Consider the following 25570-nt stretch of genomic DNA (forward strand, 5'->3'; position numbering starts at 1 on the left):
TTCTACCTCCGGAGATTTCATGTCCAAAAGCATCCAAGCGTTGCGGGAGCGCCGTGACGCCATCGCGAAGAACATCAACAGCCTGATGGAGAACCATCAAGGCGACAAGTGGGGCCCCGAGCAGCAAAAGGTGTACGACGATGGCATGCGCGATCTCGACAACGTCAATGCCGAGATCAAGCGCCACGAAGACTACCTGGCCCGCCTGGGCGAAGAAGCCGCAAACGGCCGCCCGGACGGCCTCATCGACGCGGCAGTGCGTACCCCGGGCGCCCACAGTGAGGAATCGCGCGCCCTGCGCGCATACCTGACCGGCGGCTATGCAGCCATGGAGCAAGAGGACGTGCGGCGCGTGCGCGCCCGCCGCAGCCCCGACATTCAAGCGGCCATGTCGACGACGAACCCGGCCGAAGGCGGCTACACCGTGGCGCAGGAGTATTACCGCCAGTTGACCGAGGCCATGCGCGCCTTTGGTGGGCTGCGCAACCTCGCTACCGTGATCCAGACGTCGACCGGCGCCGACATGAATTTCCCGACGGCCGACGCCACATCTGAGGAAGGCGAGATCGTCGGCCAGAACGCCCAGGTGAACAAGCAAGACACCACGTTCGGTAACACCGTTCTGAAGGTGTTCAAGTACAGCTCGAAGTCGATCGCCGTTCCGTTCGAGCTGATCCAGGACAGCATGTTCGACATCGAGCTCTACATCCGTAGCCTGCTCGCGATGCGCCTGGGCCGGATCACCAGCAAGCACTACGTCATCGGCGACGGTGTGACCCAGCCGATGGGCATCGTGACTGCCTCGCCCGTTGGCAAGGTCGGAGCGGCCGGCCAGGTGACCAGCGTCCTCTACGACGACCTGGTCGACCTCGAGCACAGTGTCGATCCGATCTACCGCGCGAATCCGAAGGCGGGCTGGTTGATGCACGACCAGACCATCAAGGCGGTGCGCAAGATCAAGGACACGAGCGGTCGCCCGATTTTCGTGCCCGGGTACGAGCAGGGCAATCCGGGCGGCGCGCCGGATCGCCTCCTCAACCGTCCCCTGACCGTGGATCAGGCTATGCCGACGATGGAAGCGAACGCCAAGTCGATCGCCTTCGGCGACTACTCGAAGTACATGATCCGCGAAGTGATGGACCTGACCATGTTCCGCATGGCCGACTCCAAGTACATCGAATACGGCCAGATCGGCTTCGTCGCATTCAACCGTCAGGGCGGCAATCTGGTCGATGGTGGTGGCGCGGTGAAGACCTTCCAGAACCCGGCCGCGTAACAGCGCGGCCATCCGAAAGCGCGGTGCGGTCCAGGTGACCGCGCCAACCGAGAACAAGGAATTCGAACATGGCAAAAAACCAAGCTGCTGCGACCGCGGCACTCTCGGCCCAATCGGGTGGGGCGGGTGCAGCAGGAACGCTGCAAGAGCAATCGGGCAAGCAGGAGGAGGCGAACGACAAAGCGGGTCAGCCCGGTACCGGCGACGCAAGCAAAGAGCCAGTGCAGCGCGAAGGTCCTGGCAGCACGAAGCCGGCCACTCGGCAGCAGACGACGCAGAAACGGGTTCGTGCCCGCGTACTGGTGGAGGGGCGCTTTGGCGTGCCGAACGACGTGGTCGAAGTCGACGACGACACGCTCGCTACTGCCGCTGGTGAGCTGTGCGCGCACCCGGCCTCTGTTGCTTACGCACTGTCGCTCAAGTAAGCCATGCGCATCGTGATCCAGCCGCCTGCCGAGGAAGCAATCAGCCTCGCCACGGCGAAGACGCACCTGCGTATCGAGGACGGCGAGCTGGATTCCGGCGGCGAAGCGCTGTTGCTTGCCGCGATCGAGGCCGTGCGCCAAATGGCCGAGAACGAGCTGATCCGGCCGCTGCTGCCACAGACCTGCATGGTGCGCGCCGAGCGCCTCTCCGCTCAGCTGCGCTTGTGGAATGACGTTACCGGTGTGACGAAAGTCGAGTATCGCGACGGCAACGGTGAGGAACAGCAATTTCCGCTTGATCGGTGCAGCGTCCGTGACGCCGGCATCTTGGTGCTGCGCGGAGATCTGCCGAAGGACGCCACGTCGGTGCGTGTCACGTTCGAGTGCGGTGCATGGGCGGAGCCGGCGGTGGTGCCGCGTTCCGTAGTGCAGTGGATGCTTTTGCAGCTGGGCACGCTGTCGCAGATTCGGCAAAGCGTGACCTACGGCCAGACGTTCGCGGTGCCGGGCCCGTTCGTTGGCCGCTTGCTCGACCCGTTTCGCCTAGTGGAGATCTGACGAATGGATTTCGGACGCAATAGTCGGCGTATCGAGCTGCAGCGGCGTGTGAAGGGGCGGACGCCATCGGGGCAGCCAACCGATACCTGGGAGACAGTCGCACGGCCGTGGGCTCGACCGCTTGGGCAGTCGGGCCGCGAAGTGATCGCCGCCGGTCGCGAGACCGCCACCAGGCAGCTAAGCTTGCGGATCCGGTACCGGGCAGACGTGACAGCTGCTTGGCGGGTGATCTATCGCGGAAGCGCCGCGGACATCCAAGCCGTCCTGCCGGATGAGATCAATCGCGAGCACGTCGACCTAGTGGTTTCGCTCGGTGCCAGTGAGGGGTAATCATGTTCGAGTTGCACGGTGATGTGCTGGCAGGGCTTGAGCATCTTGCAGACGATGTGGAGGAACACGTGGTGAGGTCCGTGGCACACGCCGGCGCACTGGTGTTCTACGACGAAGCACGCAACCTTGCGCCGGTTTACCGCGGCACTGAGAAAAAGGGCGTGCGACCCGGTCAGCTGCGCGCGGCGATCTACCGGGCCTATGCAGAGGAGAAATCGACCGCTGCCGAGGCGGTCTACCGCGTTTCCTGGAATGCCAAGAAGGCGCCGCACGGCCACCTGATCGAAAACGGCCACTGGCTTGTGCGCAAGGTAGCTGGGCGCAAGGAGCGCATTCAATGGGTGCCGCCGCATTCATTTATCCGGCGCGCCTATGATCAGGCGCCCGCCGCCCTGGAAGCGATGCGCCAGCGAGCCATCGAAAAGATGGCGCAGGCGTTGCGGCGCTCCGTGATCGACGATTTTGGCAACGCCGTTGCCGCAGAGGTGCCCTATGACAGTTGAGGCGGAAATCCAGCGTGCGGTTGCACCGATGGTCGAAGACCGTCTTTTCCCCGACGAGGCGCCGGCCGATACGCCGCTGCCATATGCGACCTATTCGCAGATCGGCGGCCGGCCGTTCACCTTCCTCGAAGGGCTGCCCGACAAACGCAACGGTCGGTTTCAGTTCAACGTGTGGGCGAAGACCCGCGATGAGGCGAGCACGCTGATGCGCGCCATCGCAGACACGCTCGAGCTGGACGATGTGCTGCAGGCCACGCCGCTCGGCGAGCTCGCTGCAACGCTGGAGCCCATCACCAAGCTGCGCGGCGCCACGCAGGATTTTTCGATCTGGTTTTCGCGGTAGCGCCCGCCGCGCCCGCATGTTTCCGCCCGCATAACGCGGGCTTTTTCTTTTGTGGAGATCACCACCATGGCAGTTCGCCTTCCCAATGGCACGAAATTCGCCATCGCCGCCACGTACGGCGCGTTGGTTCCATTTGCGGCCATCACCAATGCTAAGCCGCCGCAGCTCAGCAGCGTCGCGCACGGGTTGCCCGATGCTGCAATTGTCGAAATCGCTTCGGGCTGGGGGCGCCTCGATGGCCGCGTATCCCGTATCGACACGTCGACTGCAGACGCTTTCGCACTCGAGAAATTCGACACGGCCAACACGAACGACTACCCCGCGGGAACGGGCGCTGGCAGCGTGCGCCAGGTGCTGACCTTCCAGCAGATCACTCAGGTGCTGCAATCTGCTGCGTCGGGTGGGGATCAGCAGTTCTACAACTATTCGTTCCTCGAAGACACGAGCGACGAAAAGCAGATCCCGACCATCCGCAGCGCGCGCTCGTACGCTCTGACGCTTGCGGACGACCCGACGTTGCCGCACTACGAACTCATCGAGGCGGCCGATGCCGACCGTGAGCCGCGAGTGATTGAGATGACGCTGCCCGGCGGATCCAAGATCTATTTCCGCGCCTACGTCTCGTCCTCCAAGGTGCCGACCACCACGAAGAACGAAGCCATGGCTATCAACGTGACCCTGTCGCTGACCGGCGAAGTCACCCGCTACGCAGGAGCCTAAACCGATGTTCCAGATCACCCCGAATCCGACGTTCACCACAACGGTCGATATTCCGGTGGCCGGCGGCCGCGTCGAGAAGCTGAAGCTGACCTTCAAGCACAAGACCCGCGACGACGCGCTCGAATACCTGCGGCGTCCCGCCGGCGAGGGCGAAGACGACGCCTCTGTGCTGCTCGAAATCATCGCGGGCTGGGAGGACGTTGACGCGGAGTTCTCGCGCGAGGCGCTCAATCAGGTCGTGCAGAACTACCCCGGCGCGCCGCGCGCCATCTTTGACGCATACGCAGCGGAGCTGATGGGGCAGCGCCGGGGAAACTGATCGAGGCGGCGCGCCGACTGTACATGCGGTCGCACGATGCAGATCAGCTTGCCGCCTTCGGTTTGACGCCGGAAGACCTGGAGCCCGAGCCCGTTGCCGTGTGGCCGGATAACGCCACGACGGTCGAGGTGTTTGCGCATCTCGGTACGCAGTGGCGGATCGGGGCGCGTGGTCCCATCGGGCTGGATTACGCGGCGATTCCGGTCGTGCTTCAGCTTCTGCAGGTCGCTGCCGACCAGCACGCCGAGGTTTTCGCGGGCATTCGCATCATGGAACACGCCGCGCTGGCGGAAATGAACGGGGAATGACATGGCAGAGTCCGTCGTCGGTAAAGCGACGCTGGAGGTGGGCGCGGACGTGTCCGGCGTGCGCGCCGGCGTGTCCGAGGCCCGCAGTGCAGTAACCGGTCTCGCCAACACCGTCGCCACCGAAGGGCGGCGCGCTGCGCAAGGCATCGAGACGATCAGTCAGGCCGCAGCCTCGGTGGCAAAGGAGGGGGGGAAAGCGGCGGCCGGTGTGGAAACGATCGGCCAAGCCGCCACCGTAGCTGCGGGCAATATGGACGCCGCTGCGACGCGCTTCTTGCGCGGCCTGGAGCGTCAGGCGGATCGAGCGGGGAAGACGGCCGCTGAATACGCGGCGCTGCGCGCCGAGCAGCTCGGCGTGACGGCAGCGGCGCAGCAGTACATCGAGCGCCTGCGTGCCGTGGAAGTCGCCAGCAAGGCGAGCGACACAGCGCAGCAGAACCTCGGCATGTCGGCGCGCCAGACGGCGGCGGCCATGCGCATGGTCTCGCCGCAGATCACCGATATCGTCACGCAGCTCGCCGGCGGCCAGAGCCCGATGCTGGTGCTCACGCAGCAAGGCGGCCAGCTCAAGGACATGTTTGGCGGTGTCGGGCCGGCACTCAAAGGCGTTGCGTCCTACGTTGCCAGCCTGATCACGCCGACGACGGTCGCCGCTGCCGCGGCTGGTGCTCTCGCCTATGCATGGATGACGGGCGCCCAGGAGGCCCGCGGTTACACCAACGCGCTGATTATGACCGGCCACTATGCCGGCGTGTCGAGCGGGCAGATGGCGGCCATGGCCGAGTCGGTCTCGCGCGTCATCGGCACCCAGCACCAGGCCGCCGATGTGCTCACGCGCATCACGGCGACCGGGCGGGTCGCCAGTGAACAGATGGTCGAAGTCTCGTCAGCTGCCATTGCCATGGAAAAGGCGACCGGGCAGTCGATCGACGAAACCATCAAGGATTTCGTTGAGCTCGCCGAAGAGCCCGCCAAGGCCTCGGTCAAGCTGAACGAGCAATTCCACTACCTGACCGGCGCGGTTTATGAGCAGATCGCCGCCTTGGAGCGCGCCGGCCAGGTCGACGAGGCGGCGGCGCTTGCGCAAAAGACGTTCGCGGACGCACTGCGCGATCGCGCGCTTGAGGTGCGCCGCAACGTCGGTTACATGGAGCTCGCCTGGATCGGGCTGACCGAGACGGCAAAAAAGGCCTGGGACGCCATTGCCGGCATCGGCCGCGCCGAGACTGCGGGCGACAAGCTCAATGGCCTGTATCGCGCCATGGCGCAGCAGGAAAAGGAGCTGTCCGAGGCGCGCGCCAAGGGTTACAACACCGTCCAGCTCGAAGCAGCGTTGAACGCCAATCGCGCTCGCCTGCAGCAGTACAACGATGCGGTCGTCGCCGACGCGAAGCAATCTGCCGACAAGGCCGCGAAGCAGCGCGCCGAAGACGACAAGATCGGCGCTCGCGCTTCGATCGACGCACTGATGAAGAGCGTCCGGTCGCGCCAGCAGATCCGCGATGACGATCTGAAGAAATTCAAGTCTGACGCGGAAAAGGCAGGGCTGTCAGCGGAGGAATACGCCAAGGGCGTTGCCGCCATCAACGAGAAGTACAAGGACAAGGCGCCGAAGGCGGCAACCGAAGACGCTGGCGCGCGCATGTTGGAAAACCTGCGCAAGACCGGCGCCGCCCTGGCCGCGCAGCAGGCCGTCGAGGATCAGCTCACCGCCGGCCAGAAAGCACGCGCCGAGTTCGAGCAGCAGATCGCCGACATCAAGGGCAAGAAGACGCTCACGGCGGACCAGAAAAGCCTGCTGGCGCACCAGGACCAGATTCGGGCGCAGTTCGACCTGAATATTGCTGCGGAACAGGCGATTCAGAAGCGCAAGGACGAAACGGCCGAGCTGGAAAAGCAAAAGAAGCTGCTCGAAGACGCACGCCAGCAGGCAGATGGCATGGACGTTCGCATTGCGGATGCCGCGCAGGCGCGCAGCGATCAGTTCGGCCGCCAGCTCGACGCCTTTGGCCTGGGCAAGCGCGCCAACGAGCAGGTCAACGCCGCCAAGTCGATCTACCGCGAATTCGAGCGCATGCGCACCGACTGGAACAAGTCGATGACCAAGCGCGGGCTCGTCGGCTCTGACCTCTACAACGAGGAGCTCGCCAAGATCAACGACAGCGAGCGGGCCGCGCTGGGTCAGTTGGGTGCGTATTACGACCAACTGGCCGCCAAGCAATCCGACTGGAAATTCGGAGCGCTGTCGGCGCTGGCGGACTACCGGGACGCGGCAGCCAATGTGGCGGCTTCCGCTGAGCGGCTGTTCTCCAACGCGTTTCAGTCAATGGAAGACGCCGTCGCCAAGTTCGCCACAACGGGCAAGCTGGATTTCAAGAGCTTCGCGCAGAGCGTTATCGCCGATCTTGCGCGCATCCAGGCGCGGGCCGCAATTTCGGGCCTGGCGCAGATGGGAATCAGCTTCGTCGGCAGCATGTTTGCTGGCGCGGGTATGGCCGACGGCGCTGGCGCATTCGACGGTGCCGCTACGGCGGCGGCCGGTAGCGGCACCGTGCCGGTGACTGGCGACATGCTCTACGGAGGCAGCATACCGGCTCCTTCTTACGGAGGCGGCTTGTTCGTCGACGGTGCGCGAGCTGCAGGCGGACCGGTGTCCGCTGGCGGCTTGTACCTGGTGGGCGAGCAAGGGCCGGAGCTATTTCGGCCCAGCGGCTCTGGATCGATCGTGCCAAACCACGCGCTGGGCGGGGGTGGGGTGGTGGTGAACGTAATCGGCGCGCCCAGCCAACCGGAGGTGCAGCAGTCCACCGACCAGGACGGCCGAACGCAGATCGATTTGATCTTCAAGGAAGTCGACCGGCGGATCGACGACAGGCTGCAGCGTGCAACGTTGCAGGGCGGCGTGTTGTCCGGCCGTCGCAACTGACAGGAATCCCATGGCACTTGAAACCTTCACCTGGCGCGCCGTCGGCAGCAGCGCACAGGGCAGCGTCAAGCTGCGCACGCGGTCAGCGCAGTTTGGCGATGGCTACCAGCAGGTAGCGCCAGACGGCATCAACAATCGCACCAGCTCCTGGCCACTCAAATTTGTCGGTGGCGCGGCACGCATCCGAGAAATCCAAGCCTTCATTGATCGGCATGCCGGCGCCAAATCGTTCCTGTGGACGCCTCCGCTTGGGGTGCAGGGACGCTATCGAATTGGCGAATACACACCAGCAGTCGAGGCCGCCGGTGTGTATTCACTTTCTGCAACCTTCGTTGAGAGTTTCGCACCATGAGCCTCCAGCTCGAACAGATCAACTTGGGTACGGCTCCGCTGGGTAAAGACGGGGACACCCAGCGCGGAGCAAACAGCAAGATCAACTCCAACATGACGGCCATCCAAACGGCCGTGAATGGAAAGGTCGACCTTGCAGGCGGCGCTTTCACTGGGCCTGTCACCTTCAGTGGCGAAGTGCCCTGGGACTCGGGGAATCTTCCGTCGCCCGCGCAGACCACCGGCACCGACTTTACCGGGCCAGTCAGTTTCTCTGTCAGACCCACGGTCGCTGGGAAAGCCATCTGGGATGCCGGGAACCTGCCAAATCCCGTCCAAACGACAGGCGGCACGTTTACCGGGGGCGTGGTCATGCAAAGCGGTCTCGCTTTGTCCCAGGCGAACGGGGGTATCGAGCTGGGAAATCAGGCCGCCGCCAATACACCGTTCGTTGACTTTCATAGCTCCGGCGGGCCCGTCGATTGCGACGTCCGGCTCATAGCGTCGGGCGGCAGCACTTCGACGCCGGGCAAAGGGACGCTATCTCTACTGGCAGCAAACTTTGTCCTTGGGGCGGCCAACTTACAACTCAGCGGCTACGCAAATTCGCAATGGCCCCTGTGGTTCAAGAACGGTTATGCCGGGGCAACCAGCGTCATTGTGTTCAGTAATTCCGGTGGGGCCACCGTTGGCTCAATCGGCACAAGCGACACGGCCACCACCTTCTACACGACGTCTGACTATCGCCTGAAGCAAAACTACGCTCCGATCAACGGGGCACTTGAGTCGCTCAGACGCATTGGGTTTTACGCTGGTGAGTTCAAGGCCGATCCGGGCAAGATCGTCGACTACTGCATCGCCCATGAAGTGCAGGAAGAGATGGCTTTCGTTGTGAGCGGCAGCAAGGACGCCGTTCAGGAATATCCGATCTTGCGAGAGGGAGCCGACCCGCACGATGTCCAGCCAGACGACGTCGTCGGCGTCGAACAGGCGATTCTTCCCCAAGCGGTCGACTATTCGAAGATGGTTCCCCGCCTCGGCGCGGCGATTCAAGAGCTGGACGCGATGCTGCAGGCCGCATATCAGCGTATCGCACAGTTGGAGTCGCGGATGCCATGAAAATCACAGCTGACATCCAGCGCCTGGAGCCCAGCGCGCTCGTCGAGCTGTTTGAGCTTGATGCGACAGAAATCGGCGCCGACATGCTGCGCTTCCACGGCTACACGCAAGTCGGTTCCATCTGGTGGCAGGGCAACGAATACAGCCCGTGGCCGATCGAGGGGAAGGGCTTCGCTCGTTCCGGCCAGGGGCAACAGCCCGCACCGCGCCTGACCGTTGGCAACGTGGATGGCTCGATCTCGGCGGTGTGCCTGTACGCCAACGACCTCGTCGGCGCGAAGCTGCGACGCCGGCGCACGCTGGGGCGCTTCCTCGATGCGCGCAATTTCCCCGATGGGAACCCCGAGGCGGACCCCTCCGAAGAGTTGCCGCTCGAAGAGTGGTTCGTCGAGCAAAAAGCCGCCGAAACCAACGAAACCGTCGAGTTCGAGCTCTCTAGCGCACTCGACTTCAATGGCGTGCAGTTGCCGCGTCGGCAGATCGTCGCCAACGTGTGCATGTGGCTCATGATCGGCGGCTATCGGGGCCCGCAATGCGGCTATACAGGCGCGGCCATGTTTGACCGGGATGACAAGCCGGTCGCCGACCCGTCACTCGATAAGTGCGGTGGTCGGCTGTCGTCGTGCAAATGCCGCTTCGGCGCCAACAGCCCGCTGCCGTTTGGGGCATTTCCAGCAGCAGACCTGGTGCGGACTTGATATGCAGCAGAAAACGTTAGAAGACGCGCGCCACCACGCCGCGCGCGATTTCCCGCGCGAGGCGTGCGGCCTGGTCATTGTGACCAAGGGGCGCGAGCGCTATGTGCCATGCCGCAATGTGGCTGTCGGTACTGAGCATTTCGAGATGCCGGCCGAAGACTATGCAGCCGCCGAAGACCTGGGCGAGGTGATGGCCGTCGTGCACAGCCACCCGAACGCCAGCGCAGAACCCAGCCAAGCCGACCGAGTCGCGTGCGAGGCTTCCGGCGTGCCGTGGCACATCATCGCTTGGCCGGCCGACGACGTGCGCAGCATTGAGCCGTGCGGCTATCAGGCACCGCTTGTGGGGCGCCAATTTGCGCACGGCATTCTCGACTGCTACTCGCTGGTGGTCGACTGGTACGCCCGCGAGCGCGGCGTGTACCTGCCGGATTTTGAGCGGCACGACAACTGGTGGGCGGAGGGTGGCGACCTCTACATGCAGCATTACACCGAGGCGGGGTTCCGCGTGGTCTCGCAAGACGTGCCCGACAAGCCGGGGGACGTCATCCTGATGCAGCTAAGGGCGCCGGTGCCGAATCATGCCGGCATCTACCTTGGCGATGGGCACATGCTGCACCACGTGCACGGGCGGCTGTCTTCCCGCGACGTGTACGGCGGCTATTGGCAGGAGATCACGCGCTGCGTGTTGCGCCACCAGTCGGCGTTATGATCGCGGCTTCCAAGTCTTGGGAGCCCTGAATGCTTCGATCCTTCGCTGTCGCGTGTGTGGTGCCGTTGGTTGCGGCGTGCGCAACGTCCTCTGTGTCGCCGCGCGAGGCGGCTACAGTGCCGCAGGACCGCTTGTTTGCCTACCAAGCGTCGAGCGAACAACCGGGCGGGCGCGTCACGGTAACGCGCGACGACGGTTTCGCCGGCAGAGGCTGTTTGCTTGGGTTCTATGTGGACGGCAAGCTCGCGGGGTCATTTGAGGCAGGCGAGACGGCGCGCTTCTTCCTGCCGCCTGGCGAGTACGTGCTCGGCGCGGGCTTCCCGAAGGGGAGGGGCTTCTGCGCAATGCACGGCGGCGAGCTGCGCGAGCTGTCCGCTGAGTTTGCCGTTGGGCAGGAACGTTATTACCGCATGGTCAACAGGCCGGGCGACGGCGTTGCGCTGGAAGCGACCACGCAGCGCTAGACAGTATCAACGACAAAAGGGACCCGCTTCGGCGGGTTTTGTTTTATGTGCGCAACATCGGAAAAATTGAGAACCGTGCGCCTGTACGGCAAGCTGGGCGCGCGCTTCGGCCGCCGTTTTGAATTGGCTGTCGCCAGCCCGGCCGAAGCCATCCAAGCGCTGTGCGTGCTGCTCGCTGGCTTCAAGCGCGAACTCCTCACCAGTCGCGACAGGGGAGTCACCTACGCCGTCTTCGTGGGCAAGCGCAACCTCGCCAAGGAAGAGCTGGAATTGCCGCCCGGGCGCGACGAGATCCGCATTGCACCTGTGCTGATGGGGAGCAAGCGGGGCGGCATCCTGCAGACCATTCTTGGCGCCGTGTTGGTGGTGGTCGGCGCCGTTATCAGCGTCTATGGCGGCGGCGCCGGTACGCCGCTGATGCAGATGGGCGCGGCAATGATGTTCGGCGGTGTCGTGCAGATGCTGTCGCCGCAGCCACAAGGGCTGTCGGCCAGGGATGCGCCGCAGAACGGCGCCTCATACAACTTCAACGGTGCAGTCAACACCAGCGCCCAGGGGAACCCAGTGCCGCTGCTTTACGGCGAAATGCTGGTTGGTTCGGCCGTCATCTCCGGCGGCATTTACGCGGAGGACCAGGTCTAAGCGCCCGGCCCCACAACCCCACATCAAATTCTCGGCCCCGCATGTCGCGGGGCTTTTTCATTTGGGCGGCCAGAATTGAACAACATCATTGGCTACGGCGGCGGCAAAGGCGGCGGTGGCGGCAGCACGCCGATCGAGTCGCCAGACAGCCTGCACTCGATCGCCTACGCGCGCATTTTGGATCTGGTGTCGGAAGGGGAAATTGCCGGGCTGGTCAATGGATTGCAGAGCATCTACCTAGATGGCACGCCGCTGGCCAACGCAGACGGTTCGCTCAATTTCCAGAACGTCGCCGTTGACTACCGATCCGGCACGCAGGATCAAGACCACATCCCGGGGTTTCCATCGGTCGATAACGAAACAACGGTTGGCGTCGAACTGACCTACACCACGCCGTGGACGCGTGCGATCGCCAACACCCAGATTTCGGCCGTACGCGTGCAGCTCTCCGTGCTCGGCCTGTCCAAGGCGGACACGAGCAACGGCAATATCAACGGTTACCGCGTCGAATACGCGATCGATCTGTCGACGGATGGCGGGGCGTTTCAGCGCGTAATGTCCAGTGCCTTCGATGGCAAAAAGACGAACAAATACGCGCGCACGCACCGGATTGACCTTCCGCCGGCGGTCAACGGCTGGACCGTGCGCGTGAGCCGCCTGACGCCAAACGCCAACAGCGGCACGATTGCCGATACAACGCGCGTCGAGTCGTTTGCCGAGGTGATCGACGCCAAGCTGCGTTATCCCAACTCTGCGCTGATCGGCCTTCGTGTCGATGCGCGCCAATTCAACAATATCCCGACGCGGGCGTTTCACCTGCGCGGCCGCATCATCCGCATACCGAGCAACTACGACCCGGTGGCACGCACCTACTCGGGGCTGTGGGACGGGACTTTCAAGGTCGCGTACAGCAATAACCCGGCGTGGATTTTTTACGATCTGGTGCTGCACGTCCGCTACGGCCTGGGCGACCGCGTCAACGCCGGCATGATCGACAAATGGTCGCTCTACCAGATCGGCCAGTATTGCGACGAGCCGGTGCCTGACGGCCGCGGTGGGCAGGAACCGCGCTTCACCTGCAATTGCTACCTGCAACAGCGCAACGATGCTTACCCGGTGTTGCAGGATCTGGCGAGCGTGTTCCGCGGCATGGCGTTCTGGGCGGCGGGCAACGTTGTTGCGGCGGCAGACATGCCCACAACGGCGTCCTACCTGTTTCATGCGGGCAACGTGGTCGATGGCAAGTTCACCTATGCCGGCAGCTCCAGGCGGGCCCGCAAGACTGTAGCGCTGGTGTCTTGGAACGACCCGGCGGACCGTTACGTCGCCAAGGTTGAGCCGGTGCAGGACCCCGATGGCATCGCCCGCTACGGCATCCAGCAAACCGAGATATCGGCCTTCGGGTGCACATCGCAGGGGCAGGCGCAGCGAGTGGGCCAATGGCTGCTGCTAACGAGTCGTCTGGAGACTGAAACCGTCTCTTTCAAAGTTGGCCTCGACGCCGCCGTGGTGATGCCCGGTTCGATTATCGAGGTGGCCGATCCTGCGCGGGCGGGCCGCTCGAATGGCGGTCGCGTGCGCGCGGCGGCCGGGCGCACGGTCACGCTTGACAGGCCGGCAGTAGCCCAAGTGGGGGACACGTTGGTCGTGAATATGGTCGACGGGGCCGCGCAGCGCCGCACGATCAACCGGGTCGAGGGCAATGCCGTCACAGTCTCGGCTGACTGGTCGCACGACGTGCAGCCCGAGGCCGTGTGGTCCATTGAGAGCGCCGAGCTCAAAACGCAGCTCTTCCGCGTTGTGGACATCACGGAGGAGGATGGCATTACGTTCGAGATTTCGGCGCTTCAGCAGAATCCGTCGAAATATGCGGCCATTGATCACGGGACGCGGATCGATGCGCGCCCGATCTCGGTGATTCCGCCTTCCGTTCAGCCGCCGCCCACGGACGTAACGCTAAGCACCTATAGCGCTGTCGATCAAGGGATCGCAGTCACGACGATGGTGATCGAGTGGCGGCCGGCCGACAAAGCGGTCGCTTACGCGGTTGACTGGCGCCGCGACAATGGCGAATGGGTCAGTGTCGGCCGAACGGGCTCACAAAGTATCGAGGTGCGCAGCATTTGCGCCGGCACGTACGTCGCACGCGTGCGGGCCATCAATGCGGTCGACGTGGCCTCGGCGCCTGCTTACTCAGCTGAGACCCGGCTGCAGGGCAAGACCAGCCCGCCGCCGGTCGTGGGCACGCTGCTGGCCACGGCTATCGTGTTCGGCATCCGGCTCGACTGGGCATTTCCCACCGGGCCGCTGGATGTTGAGCGCACCGAGATCTGGTACAGCAAGACGTCCAGTCGCGACGACGCCATCAAGCTGGGGGATTTCGCGTTCCCCGCGAACACGCACACGATGATGGGCTTGGCGGCCGGCGCTCAGTTTTTCTTCTGGGCGCGCCTGGTCGACAAGTCGGGGAATATCGGTGCGTGGTATCCCAGCGGCCTTGGCGTGCCGGGCTCGAGCAGCTCGCAGGCCTCCGACATCCTGGACTATCTCAACGGCCAGATCGGCAAGACGCAGCTCGGGGCGGACCTGCTGTCTGCGATTGACAGCATCGAACCGCCAATGGCCGGCAGCGACAACGATTATGCGGGCGACGATCACGTTTTCGCCGGCATCGTGTCGACGCAATCTGTCCTCGAGGAGGCGGGCCGGGCGGTGGCGCAGCGCGTCGACACCATGCAGGCCACCGTCGCGCAAAACTCGGCGGCCGTGCAGGTCGCGCAGCAGGCCGTTGCAGATCAGAACGGCAAGCTGGCCGCGATGTACACCATCAAGACGCAGATTGCTGCCAATGGCCGGACGTACCTGGCCGGCATCGGGATTGGCGTTGAGAACAATCAGGGCGTCATCGAAAGCCAGGTGCTTATCGCGGCCGACCGTTTTGGCGTCATCCATCCGAACGGGAACAGCGTGCTCACGCCGTTCCTGATCCAGGGCGGCCAGGTGTTCATGGACTCGGCGTTTATTCAGGACGGCGCGATCACCAACGCCAAGATTGGCAACGTGATCCAGTCCAACGCGCTGGGCGCCAACGGTCGGCCGCGCTGGGTGCTCGACAAGAATGGAACGCTGGAACTCAATGGTGTGGCGGGCGGTGGGTGCCTCCGCATCACCGACCAGGTGGTGCAGGTGTTTGACGCGAACGGCGTGCTACGTGTGCGCTTGGGGAGCTGGTGATGCCTGTAGGTCTCGAGGTATATGACGCGTCGGGGCGTCCGATCGTTCGGCTCACTGATCGGATGGGTGCCATCGTCGGCGTTCTTAACACTGGCACCGGTTCGGGCTCGATCAACCTTCCTGGATTGTCTCGAGGCACACCGTTCTATGTGGTGCAAACCGGCTGGCACGTGGCGGGAGGGGCGGTGACATTGCCCCAGATTTCAATCTCAGGGACGACCGTCAGTTGGTCGTTCGCCGCTGGGGGCGGAGCGCAGTCCGTAACCGTGTATGTGGGGGTGTACTAATGCCGGCAGGATTTCAGGCTTTCAATACAGGTGGTGTCCTTCAGATCGACGAGAACTACGTCAATCTGGGCCTTGTCGCCACGGGTCAGGTGATGCCGTCCGCGCCGACCCCTGATGGGTATCTCGGTGCATTCAGGATGGCGGAGGTTAGTGCGAATGGTGTGGCGCCGATCATTGCTGTGCGAGCCAACTATGCAGTTGCACTGGGGGATGTTCGGCAAAACGGAGCCACTTGGACGTTCCGTCTTTGCGTGAATACCACGACGGATTGGGACGGCACGGCTCTTACTTACTACATCTTCGACCAGGTCCCTGCCGTCCCGCACGGCATCGGCCTCCAAGTGTTTCGCGGCGACGGTGTTTGCACCTTTGATTCGAACTACAAATATTTCAACCCTGTCGGGGCATTTACGTTGGTGGGTGGGCAGCCCTACACGCTGACTGATTACAACGACTATACGGGCCTCCCACCGGGTACGTATGCAGTGGTTTTATCCATGGAGCGGATGGATACCTATTATTGGGTATCCGAATTCGCAATCTCGTGCGGAGAGGGGTTGCGCGCATTGCCCAATGGCGTCCGGATGCGCTGGACGCAAATTCTCGTGAACGCAGTTGGCGGGAATGGCGGCGGCGATCTATTTGTAGATCAGCGCTCGCGGCAAGTGCTGCTCATCGACGTGTCGAATATCTGACTACTCGATATGCATGCTGCCGATGTTGCTGACGTCTGAGTACGTGGTGTAACGGCGCGCGGCTTCAACCTTCGCGAGCGCGGCAATCTCCGGCTTGCAGTCGGAGCGATCGCCTCGAGCCACCGCGTCACGACACTCGAATACACGGACACGCGCTGCGTGCTCCGCGCGCTCCATGCGCCAGGCGATCGGCTCTTCGTTGTTGCCAAGTGTTGCGCAGCCCGCCACGGCCGTGAGCGCCGATAGAGCTGCAATGCGGAGAGCTTGCATGGGACCCCCTTCAATGTTGTTTTTGCTGTTGCCCTTCCAGTTAGAGGGCGCGGCTGGATTCTAGGTCGTACACCGCAAACAAAACACGGCCATTTGCAACGTTTTGTGCCGTCTTTCTTGCCTCTCCACACCCGCCAATCGGCGGGTTTTTCTTTCCTCGGAGCAACCATGCCATTTACAGACCCGGCTCTGCTGGGTGGACAGAACGTGGCCGCCTTTCTCGACATGCTCGGATTCAGCGAGGGCACTGACGACGGGCGACAGTCAACGCGCGACCACGGGTATGACGTCCTGGTGGGAGGCCGCTTGTTCAACAGCTATGCCGATCACCCGCGCGTGCTGGTGGATCTCCCGCGGCTGGGGATCAAGTCCACGGCAGCCGGGCGCTATCAGCTGCTGGCCCGGTGGTACGACCCCTACAGGCGCTTGCTCAAGCTGCCGGATTTCAGCCCTGCATCGCAAGACGCGATCGCCCTGCAGCAGATTCGCGAGCGCGGCGCATTGGCCGATATTCAGGCAGGCCGCCTGCGCGACGCGATCGGCAAGTGCCGAAATATCTGGGCCAGCCTGCCGGGGGCGGGCTACGGCCAGCACGAACACACATTCGAACAACTGCGCGCGCGCTACCTAATGTGCGGCGGCAACGAGGGGGCGGCGTAAATGACGGAACAGGAAATCGTGGTGGCCGCAAAAGTGGGCGGTGCGGCCGCGCTTGGCTCTGTGATCGCCCTGCGGTTTCTGCCCGGCAGCTGGTGGCAGCGGATGCTGTCGTTCGTCAGCAGCCTCGGCATTGGTTGCCTGGCCGGCGGCGCGGCCGTCGAGCGCTTCGCTCTGGTGCCGGGCTCTTACACGCACATGCTGGCCGTCGCTTCGGCAGCCGTCTTCGGTCTGGCGATCGTGAACAACGCCATGCAGCAGATCCCGGAAATTCTCAACGATGTGCGCCGGCGCGTGATTGGCGCGAAGGAGTGAGCATGCTCGCATCCATCAACGTGGCGGCCAACGCCGTCATTTTCGCGGGGTCGCTGTGGGCTGTGCTCACGCACAAGGTCCCCACGCGCACGGGCGGCGCGGTGGTGCTGGCGCTGGTCAACGCAGCGGCGCTGGGCAACATGGTCGCACCGGGGGCATGCCACAGCGTGCCCGAGGTCGCGCTGAATGTGGCGGTGGCCATGGGCGTGCTATGGGGGTTCTGGCGACTCGAACTGCGCTGCCGCTTCAAAAGCAGGAGCACGACATGACGTTACTCGATCCCCGCGTGTGGCTGGCCGTGTTGCTGGCCCTGGGCCTGTCGTACGGAGCAGGGCGCTTCCAGCAGCATCGAGTCGATGCAAGGGCGTACCAGGCCGAGCGCACAGCCGCAGCGCTCGATGCGGCACGCGTGCAGATAAAAGCTGTGGACGATGCGCGCATCGAGGAGCAGCGCCGTGCCCAGCAAATATCGGAGATTGCCAATGAAGCCACAAAACAAGCTGCTGTCGCCCGTGCTGATGCTCGCGCTGCTGGTGCTGCTGCTGAGCGCCTGCGCGCACGAGTTGATCAACTCGTCGCCGCAAGTCGCGCCGCCAGCGATTCCGCCGCTGCCGGCGCAAGCTCGGGTCAGCCTGGTGGAGACCCCCTCGATGTGCTCGTCGACGTGCTCCGCCGGACTGACGGCGCTGCGGGAGAGCTTGGCGAATATGCTGACAACCTCAAGGTTGCCGGGCTCGCCTGCGAGCGCAGTTATGATGCCTTAGCTGCTAGTACGCCTTGACTTCGATCACCTTTGCAGTGGTCACGTCCCGATACGGTGACATAGCCTGGAAGCGCCAGGATTGCCCGGGTTCAAGTCCCGTTGTATTTGCCATAGTGATCCCCAACTGCGTGCCGGCAGCATCGAGGAGGGCAAAGGTAACGAAAATTTGGCGCGTCTTTTGCCCAGAATCGTTGAGCATGACTCCTTGAACCGCAGGTAGGCCAGCCGGTGTCATAACCAATGCCAAGTCGGAAATGGGGAGGTTGGCAACCTGTGCGTGAGCGTTGCAGACGGAAGCGGCTGCCGCCGCAACTGCGACGATTGCAAGTGGATAACGCATGTCTTCACTCCGATGAAACGGGTGGGCGGATCTGTGATTGGCAATAAAGAACGCTCTGAGCTAGGAGCCCAGAGCGTCACCTCTCTTACTGCTTCGGCTGCTTGTTGCGCAGCACAATCCGGAACGGCTGACCGTTAGGGCGGCGGATCACTTTGCCCTTGACGGTGATGGTCATACGATAGATGACCTGCTCGTCTGCGTTTTGTTGCATGTTCACTCCTTGGATGTTTCTTGCATCCAACGTGCGAACCCCAACATGAAACTTGACGTTGACAGTTGACTTGTTCAAAGCCTACTATCCCGTTGCTACACGGCATCAAGATGTGTGGCTCATGGAGTCCTTTGAGCTTCACATTTTCCCAAGACCTCAGGCGCTGCAACGCTTGGGGTCTTTTCATTTGTCACCGCCGAAGTCAAAACTCAATTGCCACGGGACAATTTTCATTCGGCGTGCGACACAAGCTGCGAATTCATCTGCTTGCCACTCTGCATCCTCTTCCCGTGTTGGTGGGGCGCTTCCAGCTTTGTGGAGTAGGGCGCGGTGGCCGAGAATGATGTGACCAATTTCATGGAATAGCGTTGAAATGGCAGCGTGGTCACCTCGGCAAGCCTCTTCATATGTGCTATTCGGCAACATGATGTGAAATTCCCGAGGGTCACACGTGGCTTCAACGAACCAGGGCCACTCACCGTCATCCACGGGGTCAATGCATATCTTGTAGCGTGATAGCTGCTCCAGAAATTGAGCAAAATTCCCGGGCGTTAAGTTATTGATTCCCAAGTATCGGCAAAAGCGGCGAGCCGTTTCTTGGATGTCGCTTTCGTTAAGGTGATGCACCTTATTCCCCTTCAACCGGTACCGCATGCTTCACCTTGTCGTTTTTGCGGGAATTAACGCGCTCCAAGAAGGCCGCTATCTCCTTCAACTCCTCAGCGCTATATGGGGATTTTGCAAAGCCAGCAACAAGGAGCTGGTGTTGGAGCGGCAGGCCGTCCACTGGTACCACCTCGTTTGAGGCTGCGGCCAAAGTGTCGAGGTTTGGGATTGGCGCTCCGTGGAGATCAAAAAATCCCGTGATCCGCGTAACCCACTCGGCACTGATCTTCTTGCGCCCCGTTTCCATTGCGCTCAGAAACGATGCCGTGACGCCCAGCTCCTGGGCCATGGACAGCAAGGTCTGGCCCGTATCGATTCGGGCCTTCCGAACGGTCTTTCCGAATTCAGTAAGTGCCATGATTTACCCCTTCAACCCAATTAATGTACTGGAGTCTACGCGAGTCAATCCTGATTTGCAACAGAAATTGTACCTATTAGGTTGAAAGTTTGGGCTGCGCTAGTTGATGGTTAGCTCGGCCCCCATGGATTGGCGGGAAGGGATGCTTGGTGGGCCCTGTTGTTGCGATTCCCATCGTATCGTTACTACGTGGGGGGGGGGGCTGCGCGGGCGGCAGTAGGCCCGCTTGTTGATGTGCTTGGCGAATATGCCGATAAACTCAAAATCGCCGGCCTCACCTGCGAACGCGCCTATGACGCGCTGAAGCTTGTAGGTGAGGTGCTTTGAGCGGATGTGATAGTGGTCGACCTGCAAAAATGGCACCCGTAGGTGCCAATCTGCTTACTTCACGACCTTGAGGGAGGGCTTGCCGCCGATCCTTGGGACCCCGTCAAGCATTTTGGTGTCAGGTGACTGGCTGCCCTTGCTAGACACAACATGCTTGGGCGGTGGCAGTGGCGGCTGACCACCCGCAAGCAGGCCCAGAATCGTATTTGCTTGCTGGACGCTCGTGTTGGCATCCTGCAGGGTCATTGTTTCGTCGCGCTTGTAATCCGCTTTGATGCGATTCAAGTGCATGTTTTTGGCAATGATGCCAATCTTGCGCGAGAGGACGTGTCGCGGATCTTCGGACTTCACGCCGGGATTCTGAAGTTGCCCATGAAGAACTTCGTGCATGCCCGTAAGGTGTCCTGGAGCATTGCCAGGAGAGGGTAGGCTGCAGTGGAAAGTCTTGATGTCGTCAAAGATCGCGTAGTAGGCGCGTGCGCACACGCCTCGCCATTCGGCTTCGCAGGCTGCTGTTTGGTGTGCCTTGTTGACGACGGGCATCAAATCCAAGGAAGTCACGCTCATGCGTGAATCCCTTGGATGGAGAAGGTCACTTCCGGGGGCAAGAAGATATTGTCCTCGGTAAGCTTATCGACAAAAGCCATCTCAAGGCCAAGTGCTTCGGATGTTGAAGCATTCACGTCATATCGGAGGCGGACTGTCGTTGCTTCGTCCGGAACGTCGAAAACCTCGAGTCCAACTGATCCGTGGAACATCAAGCCATGTTCACGCAAAACAGTGCCTACGATACTCATCAATTTGCCCAGAAGAGCGTCGTCGATTTCGGCGTTTCGCAGAATTCTCGCAGCATCTTCAAGTGAGTCGACAGGCACCCGATCCAAGTTACTCAGGTTCATCTTGCGAGCGAGTGCGACAAACTCGTGCATCGTCTGGAATGATCCGGTTGCGAGCCCGAGTGGAAGAGCTTGGGTGAACTTCCCAGTTTGCGGGTGGGCGGCCGTGCTGTAGTGCAATTGGGCATCCGATGCATAGCCCAAATTGGACAAAAAGGCGCACGCGTGCAGAGCCTGCTCGGCGTTGTCCGCAGGCTCCCCCTTCTTCAGCCCAATCGATTCCAGCGCTTGATCAATGTTCCCGCACATGTGGTGTACGTAGCCGCGCATGCGAGCCGCGCTGTCGTGATCAGCCTGTTCGAGCTTATCGATCTTGTGAAATAGATCGATGACCCTCGCATCGTCGTAGTGGAGGAGTTGGGCGGGAACAACCACCTCGTCAACGTCCTTCTCAATGTCGGAGCCAATGGTCTCGGGCTTGATGCTCATCGAGTATCCGTGCTTTCTTAGAATTCTTCTGTCAACGCTTGGCGCCCGAAACAAGGAACCTGGACGCCAACCGTAACCGGTTACGGTGGGGCATGTTCATCGGTAAACCAATGAATTGTCAAGTAGATCAACTTGTCAAGTATTGACAAGTTGATCGTGAGGTGACGTTGCCGCCATGTTTGTCACGATAGCAAATGGGCGTTATTGGCGAAACCAACCACAAGAATGAGCGTGCTTCCGTGTGATGGGGCCATGATAGACGAGCGTGAGGTTGATTACACTGGTGGTGCTGTATAAATACACAGTATGAAATCGCCACCATGCCCAGGAATCACCGAGTCTTTCGAGTGGAGTGACATCCATCGCAGGGAACGGACGTGCCCGACGTGCTCGCACGTCATACGGAAGCTCGAAGGACACGCAAACGGGCTCTTCTTTAACGTGGTAGCTGGATGCGATCGCGGGCTGCAGAACAGCAGCTATCCGTGCGATGCCTACGAGCGTGAGCCAGGCACCGATTGACGTTTCTGCGGAACTCACCAACGGTTTGCGGAACAACGTTAGCAAGCGCTCTCGAATTGGTGCCCGAGGCCGGGATCGAACCGGCACGCGCCGGTGGGGGCGCAGCGGATTTTAAGACCGCTCCTGCCTGGCCCGCATACTGACGCAGTTATGATGGTTGCGCGTCGGGAGGACGATGTGGCATAGGCGTACGTCAAAGCGTAGGCTCCAGCGTAGGTTCCATAAAAACACCAGGTAAACATTGATGCGCGTGCTCCTCGTGGAAGACGACGACATGATCGGCGATAGCGTGCGCAAGGGCTTGCGCCACGACGGATTCGCCATCGATTGGGTGCGCGACGGCGATGCCGCCGTGCAGGCCGTCACCACACCCGGCGCCCCCGGTGCTGCCGGCGCCGAATCCGGCGCCTCCATGTTCGACCTGATGCTGCTCGATCTCGGCCTGCCCAAGCGCGACGGGCTGGATGTGGTGCGTGAGGTGCGTCAGCGCGGCATCCCCATCCCCATCCTGATCCTGACCGCGCGCGATGCGGTGGCCGACCGCGTGGCCGGTCTCAACGCCGGGGCCGACGACTACCTCGTCAAGCCGTTCGATCTGCAGGAGCTGGCTGCGCGCATGCATGCGCTGCTGCGCCGCCAGGGCGGCCGGGCTGATCCGCTCATGCGCCACGGCGACGTGCTGCTCAACCCCGTCACGCGCGAGGTGCTGCGCGCGGGTATGCCCATCAAGCTGTCGGGGCGCGAGTTTGCCGTGCTGCATGCGCTGCTCGCGCGGCCGGGCAAGGTGTGGTCGATCGCGCAGTTGCAGGACAACCTCTACGGCTGGGACGAAGAGGTCGGCAGCAACACCGTGGAGGTCTACATCCACGCGCTGCGCAAGAAGCTCGGCAGCCATTTCATCCAGAACATCCGCGGCGTGGGGTACGTAATCCCGCGTGAGGCGTCAACGTCGCCCGCGGAACCTGCCGACGGCACAGGCCACCAATAACCCATGCAATCGATTCGCAAAACCCTGCTGTGGTGGCTGGCCGGCGGCCTGCTGGCGGCCATCGTCATTGCCACTGGCCTGATCTATGCGCAGGCTCGGCAAGAAGCCAATGCGCTGTTCGACTACCAGATGCAGCAGATGGCCGCCGCGTTGCCCAGCCAGTGGATCGACCCGCCGCCGCCCGCGCTGGCCGCCATCGGGCGCGACGACGACGTAGTGATCCGCATCTGGGACGGTTCTGGCCGCAGCCTGTATCTCTCGCATGCGCGTCCTGACCTGCCCGAGCGCGCGGAGCTGGGCTTTTCGGATGTGAACACGCCAGAAGGGCAGTGGCGCGTGTACAGCGTCGCCTTCGGGCCTGCCGTCGTTCAGATCGCGCAGCCGTACAGCGCGCGACACGAGGTGGCCGCGCGCATGGCGTTGCGCACGGTGGCACCGCTGCTGATCCTGTTGCCGCTGCTGGGCTGGATCGTATGGCTGGCGGTGGGGCGCGGGCTGGCACCGCTGGGCTCGGTGGCCAGGCAGGTGCAGGCGCGCGATGCGGCAGCGCTCTCGCCGCTGCCCACGCAGGGCTTGCCCGATGAGATCCGCCCGTTGACCAATGCGTTGAACGATCTGCTGGCACGTCTTGGCACGGCACTCGCACATCAGCGTGCCTTTGTGGCCGATGCCGCGCACGCGCTGCGTACGCCGCTGACAGCGCTCAAGCTGCAGTTGCAGGTGGCCGACCGTGCGCAGGACGAAGACGAACGCCGCGCCGCGCATGCTGACCTGCATCGTGGTGTGGAGCGCATGATTCGCCTCGTCGGCCAGTTGCTGACCCTCGCGCGGCAGGAGCCGGGCGCTGCCGATACGCGGCGCGTGCCGGTTGCACTCGACGCAGTGGCCGCCGAAGTGGTTGCCGAACTGGCGCCGGCGGCCGTGCATAAGGGCATCGATCTCGGCATCGCCATGGAATCGCAGCCGGCATCCGTCATCGGTAACGCCGATGCGTTGCGCGTGCTGCTCGTCAACCTCGTCGACAACGCGCTCAACTATTGCCCGCGCGGTGCCCGTGTCGATGTGTCGACAGGACACGCGCCCGACGGCGGCGCGCAGCTCGTGGTGGAAGACAACGGCCCCGGCATTCCCGCCGAAGAGCGTGAGCGTGTGCTCGACCGTTTCTACCGCCCTGCCCGGGCCCCCAGCGGTGGCAGCGGTTTAGGGCTCGCGATCGTGAGTGAGATCGCGCAGGCGCATGATGCCGCGCTGGCGTTGGAGGAGCGCGAAGGCGGCGGATTGCGGGTGGTGTTGCGGTTTCCGTTCCGTGCCAGTGTCTAGCCACCTCGCAGAAACAGTTTGTTGCATGTGACGCCAGCGCATTTAAGTCTCGATTAAGTCTGCCCGCCTACGATGCCTGCAACCGATGGGCACGGCAGGCGACCTTGCCGGCCGTGGCCCACGTGCCAAGCATGAGAGGACACGACAATGACGCGTCAAACCCTGACACGCAGCGCGGCCGGCCTGGCGGCCGTGATTGCCGTTGCAGGCGGCTATGCCTATCTGCAGAAAGATGGGATTTCGCATGCGGTGGCCGCGCCGGCGCCCATGACTGCACCTGCAGCAGCCCCCGTGGCCTTGGCCGTGCCGATGGACTTTTCCGGCATCGTCGAGCGCTACGGCCCGGCGGTGGTCAACATCAGCACCACCGCGCACGCGCAACACACCGGCATGCAGGGCCTGCCGCCCGGCATGAGCCCGGATGACCCGTTTGCCGAGTTCTTCAAGCGCTTCATGCCGCAGATGCCGCAACAGCGCGGTGACCAGATCGTGCGCGGGCTGGGCTCGGGTTTTATCGTTTCGGCCGATGGGCTGATCCTGACCAACGCGCACGTGGTCGATGGCGCGCAAGAGGTCAACGTCAAGCTGACCGACCGTCGCGAGTTCAAGGCCAAGGTGCTGGGGGTGGACAAGCAATCCGACGTGGCCGTGCTGCGCATTTCGGCCAAGAACCTGCCGGTGGTGCAGATCGGCACCCCGGCCGGCACCAAGGTGGGCGAGCCCGTGCTGGCCATCGGCTCGCCGTACGGCTTCGAGAACACTGTCACGGCGGGCATCGTGAGCGCCAAGTCGCGCTCGCTGCCGGACGATACGTACGTGCCCTTCATCCAGACCGATGTGGCTGTGAACCCCGGCAACTCGGGCGGCCCGCTGTTCAACCAGCGCGGTGAGGTGATCGGCATCAACTCGCAGATCTACAGCCAGACCGGCGGCTATCAGGGCCTGTCGTTCGCCATTCCGATCGACGTGGCGATGAAGGTGGAGCAGCAGCTCGTGGCCACCGGCAAGGTGACGCGCGGACGCCTGGGTATCGCAGTGCAGGAGGTCGACCAGTCGCTGGCCGATTCCTTCAAGCTGCCCAAGCCGGAGGGCGCGCTGGTCAACTCGGTCGAGAAAGACGGCCCCGCCGCCAAGGCCGGCTTGCAGCCCGGCGACGTGATCCTGCAGATCGGGGGTGCGCGCATCGACCGCTCGGGGGATCTGCCCGAGCAGGTGGCCGAGATCAAGCCGGGCACCACCGTGCCGCTGCAGATCATCCGTCAGGGCAAGCCGACCACGCTGTCGGTCACCGTTGGCGCGGCCAAGGACGTGAAGGTGGCGTCCAATGAGAAGGCCGCGCCCGATCAGGGCCGCCTGGGCCTCGCGGTGCGTCCGCTGCAGCCGGAAGAAAAGCGCCAGAGCGGCTTGCCCGGCGGTCTGGTGGTGATGGATGTGAGCGGCCCGTCGGCCAAGGTCGGCATCCAGCCGGGTGACGTGATCCTGTCGCTCAACGGCACGCCGGTGTCGTCGGTGCAGGAGCTGCGCTCGCTGGTGGACCGCGCCGGCAAGCATGTCGCGCTGCTGGTGCAGCGTGACGACACGAAGATATTCGTGCCGGTGGACCTTGGCTGACGCTGACT

32 protein-coding genes are annotated in these 25570 nt (G+C 62.8%); 25 read left to right on the forward strand and 7 right to left on the reverse strand.

Annotation, left to right across the window (positions count from 1 at the left end; genetic code table 11):
* The first annotated feature begins 19 nt into the window (after positions 1 to 19).
* The 18 genes from B4F51_RS20760 to B4F51_RS20845 all read left to right on the forward strand — a co-directional run bounded on the left by B4F51_RS20760 (position 20) and on the right by B4F51_RS20845 (position 15889).
* The gene (locus tag B4F51_RS20760) at positions 20 to 1276 is read left to right on the forward strand and encodes a phage major capsid protein (protein WP_296228581.1); all 1257 of its coding nucleotides are present in this window, start codon (positions 20 to 22) and stop codon (positions 1274 to 1276) included.
* Between the two features lie 68 nt (positions 1277 to 1344).
* Positions 1345 to 1701, forward strand: a complete 357-nt coding sequence (locus tag B4F51_RS20765; protein ID WP_296228582.1) for a hypothetical protein — start codon at positions 1345 to 1347, stop codon at positions 1699 to 1701.
* A 3-nt stretch (positions 1702 to 1704) separates the two neighbouring features.
* Complete coding sequence (locus B4F51_RS20770; RefSeq protein WP_296228584.1) at positions 1705 to 2259, forward strand: head-tail connector protein; 555 nt, start codon at positions 1705 to 1707, stop codon at positions 2257 to 2259.
* A gap of 3 nt (positions 2260 to 2262) precedes the next feature.
* Complete coding sequence (locus B4F51_RS20775) at positions 2263 to 2589, forward strand: phage head closure protein (RefSeq protein WP_296228585.1); 327 nt, start codon at positions 2263 to 2265, stop codon at positions 2587 to 2589.
* Positions 2590 to 2591: 2 nt separating this feature from the next.
* Positions 2592 to 3092, forward strand: a complete 501-nt coding sequence (locus B4F51_RS20780) for an HK97 gp10 family phage protein (protein WP_296228586.1) — start codon at positions 2592 to 2594, stop codon at positions 3090 to 3092.
* Positions 3082 to 3435: a DUF3168 domain-containing protein gene (locus B4F51_RS20785; protein WP_296228587.1), complete on the forward strand. Its 354-nt coding sequence runs from the start codon at positions 3082 to 3084 to the stop codon at positions 3433 to 3435. The genes B4F51_RS20780 and B4F51_RS20785 overlap by 11 nt, the downstream gene beginning before the upstream one ends.
* Before the next feature lie 66 nt (positions 3436 to 3501).
* Positions 3502 to 4155, forward strand: coding sequence for a phage tail protein (locus B4F51_RS20790; protein WP_296228588.1), 654 nt, complete (start codon positions 3502 to 3504; stop codon positions 4153 to 4155).
* Between the two features lie 4 nt (positions 4156 to 4159).
* Positions 4160 to 4474 carry a phage tail assembly chaperone gene (locus tag B4F51_RS20795; RefSeq protein WP_296228589.1) on the forward strand — a complete coding sequence of 105 codons (315 nt, stop codon included), beginning with the start codon at positions 4160 to 4162 and terminating at the stop codon, positions 4472 to 4474.
* A gap of 23 nt (positions 4475 to 4497) precedes the next feature.
* Positions 4498 to 4782, forward strand: a complete 285-nt coding sequence (locus tag B4F51_RS20800; protein ID WP_296228590.1) for a DUF1799 domain-containing protein — start codon at positions 4498 to 4500, stop codon at positions 4780 to 4782.
* Position 4783: 1 nt separating this feature from the next.
* On the forward strand, positions 4784 to 7708 hold the full coding sequence (locus tag B4F51_RS20805; protein ID WP_296228591.1) for a phage tail tape measure protein: 2925 nt from the start codon (positions 4784 to 4786) through the stop codon (positions 7706 to 7708).
* Positions 7709 to 7718: 10 nt separating this feature from the next.
* Complete coding sequence (locus tag B4F51_RS20810; RefSeq protein ID WP_296228592.1) at positions 7719 to 8060, forward strand: phage tail protein; 342 nt, start codon at positions 7719 to 7721, stop codon at positions 8058 to 8060.
* Complete coding sequence (locus B4F51_RS20815) at positions 8057 to 9157, forward strand: hypothetical protein (protein ID WP_296228593.1); 1101 nt, start codon at positions 8057 to 8059, stop codon at positions 9155 to 9157. Before B4F51_RS20810 ends, B4F51_RS20815 begins: the two co-directional genes overlap by 4 nt.
* On the forward strand, positions 9154 to 9855 hold the full coding sequence (locus B4F51_RS20820; protein ID WP_296228594.1) for a phage minor tail protein L: 702 nt from the start codon (positions 9154 to 9156) through the stop codon (positions 9853 to 9855). The genes B4F51_RS20815 and B4F51_RS20820 overlap by 4 nt, the downstream gene beginning before the upstream one ends.
* A 1-nt stretch (position 9856) precedes the next feature.
* Positions 9857 to 10567, forward strand: a complete 711-nt coding sequence (locus B4F51_RS20825; RefSeq protein WP_296228595.1) for a C40 family peptidase — start codon at positions 9857 to 9859, stop codon at positions 10565 to 10567.
* Between the two features lie 29 nt (positions 10568 to 10596).
* Complete coding sequence (locus B4F51_RS20830) at positions 10597 to 11031, forward strand: hypothetical protein (protein ID WP_296228596.1); 435 nt, start codon at positions 10597 to 10599, stop codon at positions 11029 to 11031.
* A gap of 45 nt (positions 11032 to 11076) precedes the next feature.
* The gene (locus B4F51_RS20835; RefSeq protein ID WP_296228597.1) at positions 11077 to 11673 is read left to right on the forward strand and encodes a tail assembly protein; all 597 of its coding nucleotides are present in this window, start codon (positions 11077 to 11079) and stop codon (positions 11671 to 11673) included.
* A gap of 75 nt (positions 11674 to 11748) precedes the next feature.
* Positions 11749 to 14907 carry a host specificity protein J gene (locus B4F51_RS20840; protein ID WP_296228598.1) on the forward strand — a complete coding sequence of 1053 codons (3159 nt, stop codon included), beginning with the start codon at positions 11749 to 11751 and terminating at the stop codon, positions 14905 to 14907.
* A gap of 286 nt (positions 14908 to 15193) precedes the next feature.
* The gene (locus B4F51_RS20845) at positions 15194 to 15889 is read left to right on the forward strand and encodes a hypothetical protein (protein ID WP_296228599.1); all 696 of its coding nucleotides are present in this window, start codon (positions 15194 to 15196) and stop codon (positions 15887 to 15889) included.
* On the opposite strand, the gene B4F51_RS20850 is transcribed toward B4F51_RS20845, so the two are convergent.
* Positions 15890 to 16159, reverse strand: a complete 270-nt coding sequence (locus B4F51_RS20850) for a hypothetical protein (protein ID WP_296228600.1) — start codon at positions 16157 to 16159, stop codon at positions 15890 to 15892.
* Between the two features lie 168 nt (positions 16160 to 16327).
* Between B4F51_RS20850 and B4F51_RS20855 the strand changes: the two genes are divergently transcribed.
* Genes B4F51_RS20855 through B4F51_RS20870 form a run of 4 tightly spaced genes read left to right on the forward strand, consistent with a single transcriptional unit; the run spans position 16328 to position 17912 of the window.
* Positions 16328 to 16819 (forward strand): glycoside hydrolase family protein, encoded by a 492-nt coding sequence (locus B4F51_RS20855; protein ID WP_296228601.1) that lies wholly within the window; start codon positions 16328 to 16330, stop codon positions 16817 to 16819.
* Positions 16820 to 17131 (forward strand): hypothetical protein, encoded by a 312-nt coding sequence (locus B4F51_RS20860; protein ID WP_296228602.1) that lies wholly within the window; start codon positions 16820 to 16822, stop codon positions 17129 to 17131.
* 2 nt (positions 17132 to 17133) lie between these two features.
* Positions 17134 to 17400, forward strand: coding sequence for a hypothetical protein (locus B4F51_RS20865; protein ID WP_296228603.1), 267 nt, complete (start codon positions 17134 to 17136; stop codon positions 17398 to 17400).
* Positions 17397 to 17912, forward strand: coding sequence for a DUF2514 family protein (locus B4F51_RS20870; RefSeq protein ID WP_296228604.1), 516 nt, complete (start codon positions 17397 to 17399; stop codon positions 17910 to 17912). The genes B4F51_RS20865 and B4F51_RS20870 overlap by 4 nt, the downstream gene beginning before the upstream one ends.
* On the opposite strand, the gene B4F51_RS20875 is transcribed toward B4F51_RS20870, so the two are convergent.
* The 6 genes from B4F51_RS20875 to B4F51_RS20900 all read right to left on the reverse strand — a co-directional run bounded on the left by B4F51_RS20875 (position 17899) and on the right by B4F51_RS20900 (position 21121).
* On the reverse strand, positions 17899 to 18234 hold the full coding sequence (locus B4F51_RS20875) for an FxLYD domain-containing protein (RefSeq protein WP_296228605.1): 336 nt from the start codon (positions 18232 to 18234) through the stop codon (positions 17899 to 17901). The genes B4F51_RS20870 and B4F51_RS20875 overlap by 14 nt on opposite strands.
* A gap of 85 nt (positions 18235 to 18319) precedes the next feature.
* Positions 18320 to 18445 carry a hypothetical protein gene (locus B4F51_RS20880; protein WP_296228606.1) on the reverse strand — a complete coding sequence of 42 codons (126 nt, stop codon included), beginning with the start codon at positions 18443 to 18445 and terminating at the stop codon, positions 18320 to 18322.
* 183 nt (positions 18446 to 18628) lie between these two features.
* Positions 18629 to 19072, reverse strand: a complete 444-nt coding sequence (locus B4F51_RS20885; RefSeq protein ID WP_296228607.1) for an ImmA/IrrE family metallo-endopeptidase — start codon at positions 19070 to 19072, stop codon at positions 18629 to 18631.
* 1 nt (position 19073) lies between these two features.
* A complete protein-coding gene (locus B4F51_RS20890; RefSeq protein WP_296228608.1) occupies positions 19074 to 19469 on the reverse strand; it encodes a helix-turn-helix domain-containing protein in 396 nt (131 codons plus the stop codon).
* A 381-nt stretch (positions 19470 to 19850) separates the two neighbouring features.
* On the reverse strand, positions 19851 to 20363 hold the full coding sequence (locus tag B4F51_RS20895; RefSeq protein ID WP_296228609.1) for a hypothetical protein: 513 nt from the start codon (positions 20361 to 20363) through the stop codon (positions 19851 to 19853).
* A complete protein-coding gene (locus tag B4F51_RS20900) occupies positions 20360 to 21121 on the reverse strand; it encodes a hypothetical protein (protein WP_296228610.1) in 762 nt (253 codons plus the stop codon). Before B4F51_RS20900 ends, B4F51_RS20895 begins: the two co-directional genes overlap by 4 nt.
* Positions 21122 to 21887: 766 nt before the next feature.
* On the opposite strand from B4F51_RS20900, the gene B4F51_RS20905 reads away from it, so the two are divergent.
* The 3 genes from B4F51_RS20905 to B4F51_RS20915 all read left to right on the forward strand — a co-directional run bounded on the left by B4F51_RS20905 (position 21888) and on the right by B4F51_RS20915 (position 25562).
* Entirely contained in the window at positions 21888 to 22631 is a 744-nt protein-coding gene (locus tag B4F51_RS20905; RefSeq protein WP_296228611.1) for a response regulator transcription factor, read from the forward strand.
* Between the two features lie 3 nt (positions 22632 to 22634).
* Positions 22635 to 23951, forward strand: coding sequence for an ATP-binding protein (locus B4F51_RS20910; protein WP_296228612.1), 1317 nt, complete (start codon positions 22635 to 22637; stop codon positions 23949 to 23951).
* 147 nt (positions 23952 to 24098) lie between these two features.
* On the forward strand, positions 24099 to 25562 hold the full coding sequence (locus B4F51_RS20915) for a DegQ family serine endoprotease (protein ID WP_296228613.1): 1464 nt from the start codon (positions 24099 to 24101) through the stop codon (positions 25560 to 25562).
* Positions 25563 to 25570: the final 8 nt, after the last annotated feature.

Source organism: Ralstonia sp. UBA689 (assembly GCF_002298975.1).
GTDB lineage: Bacteria > Pseudomonadota > Gammaproteobacteria > Burkholderiales > Burkholderiaceae > Ralstonia.

Bases quoted from the DNA above. Each gene is read 5' to 3' on its own strand.
- B4F51_RS20850 (WP_296228600.1), bottom strand. From the start codon at position 16,159: ATGCAAGCTCTCCGCATTGCAGCTCTATCGGCGCTCACGGCCGTGGCG.
- B4F51_RS20900 (WP_296228610.1), bottom strand. From the start codon at position 21,121: ATGAGCATCAAGCCCGAGACCATTGGCTCCGACATTGAGAAGGACGTT.
- B4F51_RS20855 (WP_296228601.1), top strand. From the start codon at position 16,328: ATGCCATTTACAGACCCGGCTCTGCTGGGTGGACAGAACGTGGCCGCC.
- B4F51_RS20800 (WP_296228590.1), top strand. From the start codon at position 4,498: ATGCGGTCGCACGATGCAGATCAGCTTGCCGCCTTCGGTTTGACGCCG.
- B4F51_RS20760 (WP_296228581.1), top strand. From the start codon at position 20: ATGTCCAAAAGCATCCAAGCGTTGCGGGAGCGCCGTGACGCCATCGCG.
- B4F51_RS20825 (WP_296228595.1), top strand. From the start codon at position 9,857: ATGCAGCAGAAAACGTTAGAAGACGCGCGCCACCACGCCGCGCGCGAT.
- B4F51_RS20895 (WP_296228609.1), bottom strand. From the start codon at position 20,363: ATGAGCGTGACTTCCTTGGATTTGATGCCCGTCGTCAACAAGGCACAC.
- B4F51_RS20795 (WP_296228589.1), top strand. From the start codon at position 4,160: ATGTTCCAGATCACCCCGAATCCGACGTTCACCACAACGGTCGATATT.
- B4F51_RS20775 (WP_296228585.1), top strand. From the start codon at position 2,263: ATGGATTTCGGACGCAATAGTCGGCGTATCGAGCTGCAGCGGCGTGTG.
- B4F51_RS20810 (WP_296228592.1), top strand. From the start codon at position 7,719: ATGGCACTTGAAACCTTCACCTGGCGCGCCGTCGGCAGCAGCGCACAG.
- B4F51_RS20770 (WP_296228584.1), top strand. From the start codon at position 1,705: ATGCGCATCGTGATCCAGCCGCCTGCCGAGGAAGCAATCAGCCTCGCC.
- B4F51_RS20865 (WP_296228603.1), top strand. From the start codon at position 17,134: ATGCTCGCATCCATCAACGTGGCGGCCAACGCCGTCATTTTCGCGGGG.
- B4F51_RS20790 (WP_296228588.1), top strand. From the start codon at position 3,502: ATGGCAGTTCGCCTTCCCAATGGCACGAAATTCGCCATCGCCGCCACG.
- B4F51_RS20875 (WP_296228605.1), bottom strand. From the start codon at position 18,234: ATGCGTTATCCACTTGCAATCGTCGCAGTTGCGGCGGCAGCCGCTTCC.
- B4F51_RS20765 (WP_296228582.1), top strand. From the start codon at position 1,345: ATGGCAAAAAACCAAGCTGCTGCGACCGCGGCACTCTCGGCCCAATCG.
- B4F51_RS20845 (WP_296228599.1), top strand. From the start codon at position 15,194: ATGCCGGCAGGATTTCAGGCTTTCAATACAGGTGGTGTCCTTCAGATC.
- B4F51_RS20780 (WP_296228586.1), top strand. From the start codon at position 2,592: ATGTTCGAGTTGCACGGTGATGTGCTGGCAGGGCTTGAGCATCTTGCA.
- B4F51_RS20830 (WP_296228596.1), top strand. From the start codon at position 10,597: ATGCTTCGATCCTTCGCTGTCGCGTGTGTGGTGCCGTTGGTTGCGGCG.
- B4F51_RS20860 (WP_296228602.1), top strand. From the start codon at position 16,820: ATGACGGAACAGGAAATCGTGGTGGCCGCAAAAGTGGGCGGTGCGGCC.
- B4F51_RS20915 (WP_296228613.1), top strand. From the start codon at position 24,099: ATGACGCGTCAAACCCTGACACGCAGCGCGGCCGGCCTGGCGGCCGTG.
- B4F51_RS20815 (WP_296228593.1), top strand. From the start codon at position 8,057: ATGAGCCTCCAGCTCGAACAGATCAACTTGGGTACGGCTCCGCTGGGT.
- B4F51_RS20870 (WP_296228604.1), top strand. From the start codon at position 17,397: ATGACGTTACTCGATCCCCGCGTGTGGCTGGCCGTGTTGCTGGCCCTG.
- B4F51_RS20785 (WP_296228587.1), top strand. From the start codon at position 3,082: ATGACAGTTGAGGCGGAAATCCAGCGTGCGGTTGCACCGATGGTCGAA.
- B4F51_RS20805 (WP_296228591.1), top strand. From the start codon at position 4,784: ATGGCAGAGTCCGTCGTCGGTAAAGCGACGCTGGAGGTGGGCGCGGAC.
- B4F51_RS20820 (WP_296228594.1), top strand. From the start codon at position 9,154: ATGAAAATCACAGCTGACATCCAGCGCCTGGAGCCCAGCGCGCTCGTC.
- B4F51_RS20835 (WP_296228597.1), top strand. From the start codon at position 11,077: ATGTGCGCAACATCGGAAAAATTGAGAACCGTGCGCCTGTACGGCAAG.
- B4F51_RS20890 (WP_296228608.1), bottom strand. From the start codon at position 19,469: ATGGCACTTACTGAATTCGGAAAGACCGTTCGGAAGGCCCGAATCGAT.
- B4F51_RS20880 (WP_296228606.1), bottom strand. From the start codon at position 18,445: ATGCAACAAAACGCAGACGAGCAGGTCATCTATCGTATGACCATCACC.
- B4F51_RS20910 (WP_296228612.1), top strand. From the start codon at position 22,635: ATGCAATCGATTCGCAAAACCCTGCTGTGGTGGCTGGCCGGCGGCCTG.
- B4F51_RS20905 (WP_296228611.1), top strand. From the start codon at position 21,888: ATGCGCGTGCTCCTCGTGGAAGACGACGACATGATCGGCGATAGCGTG.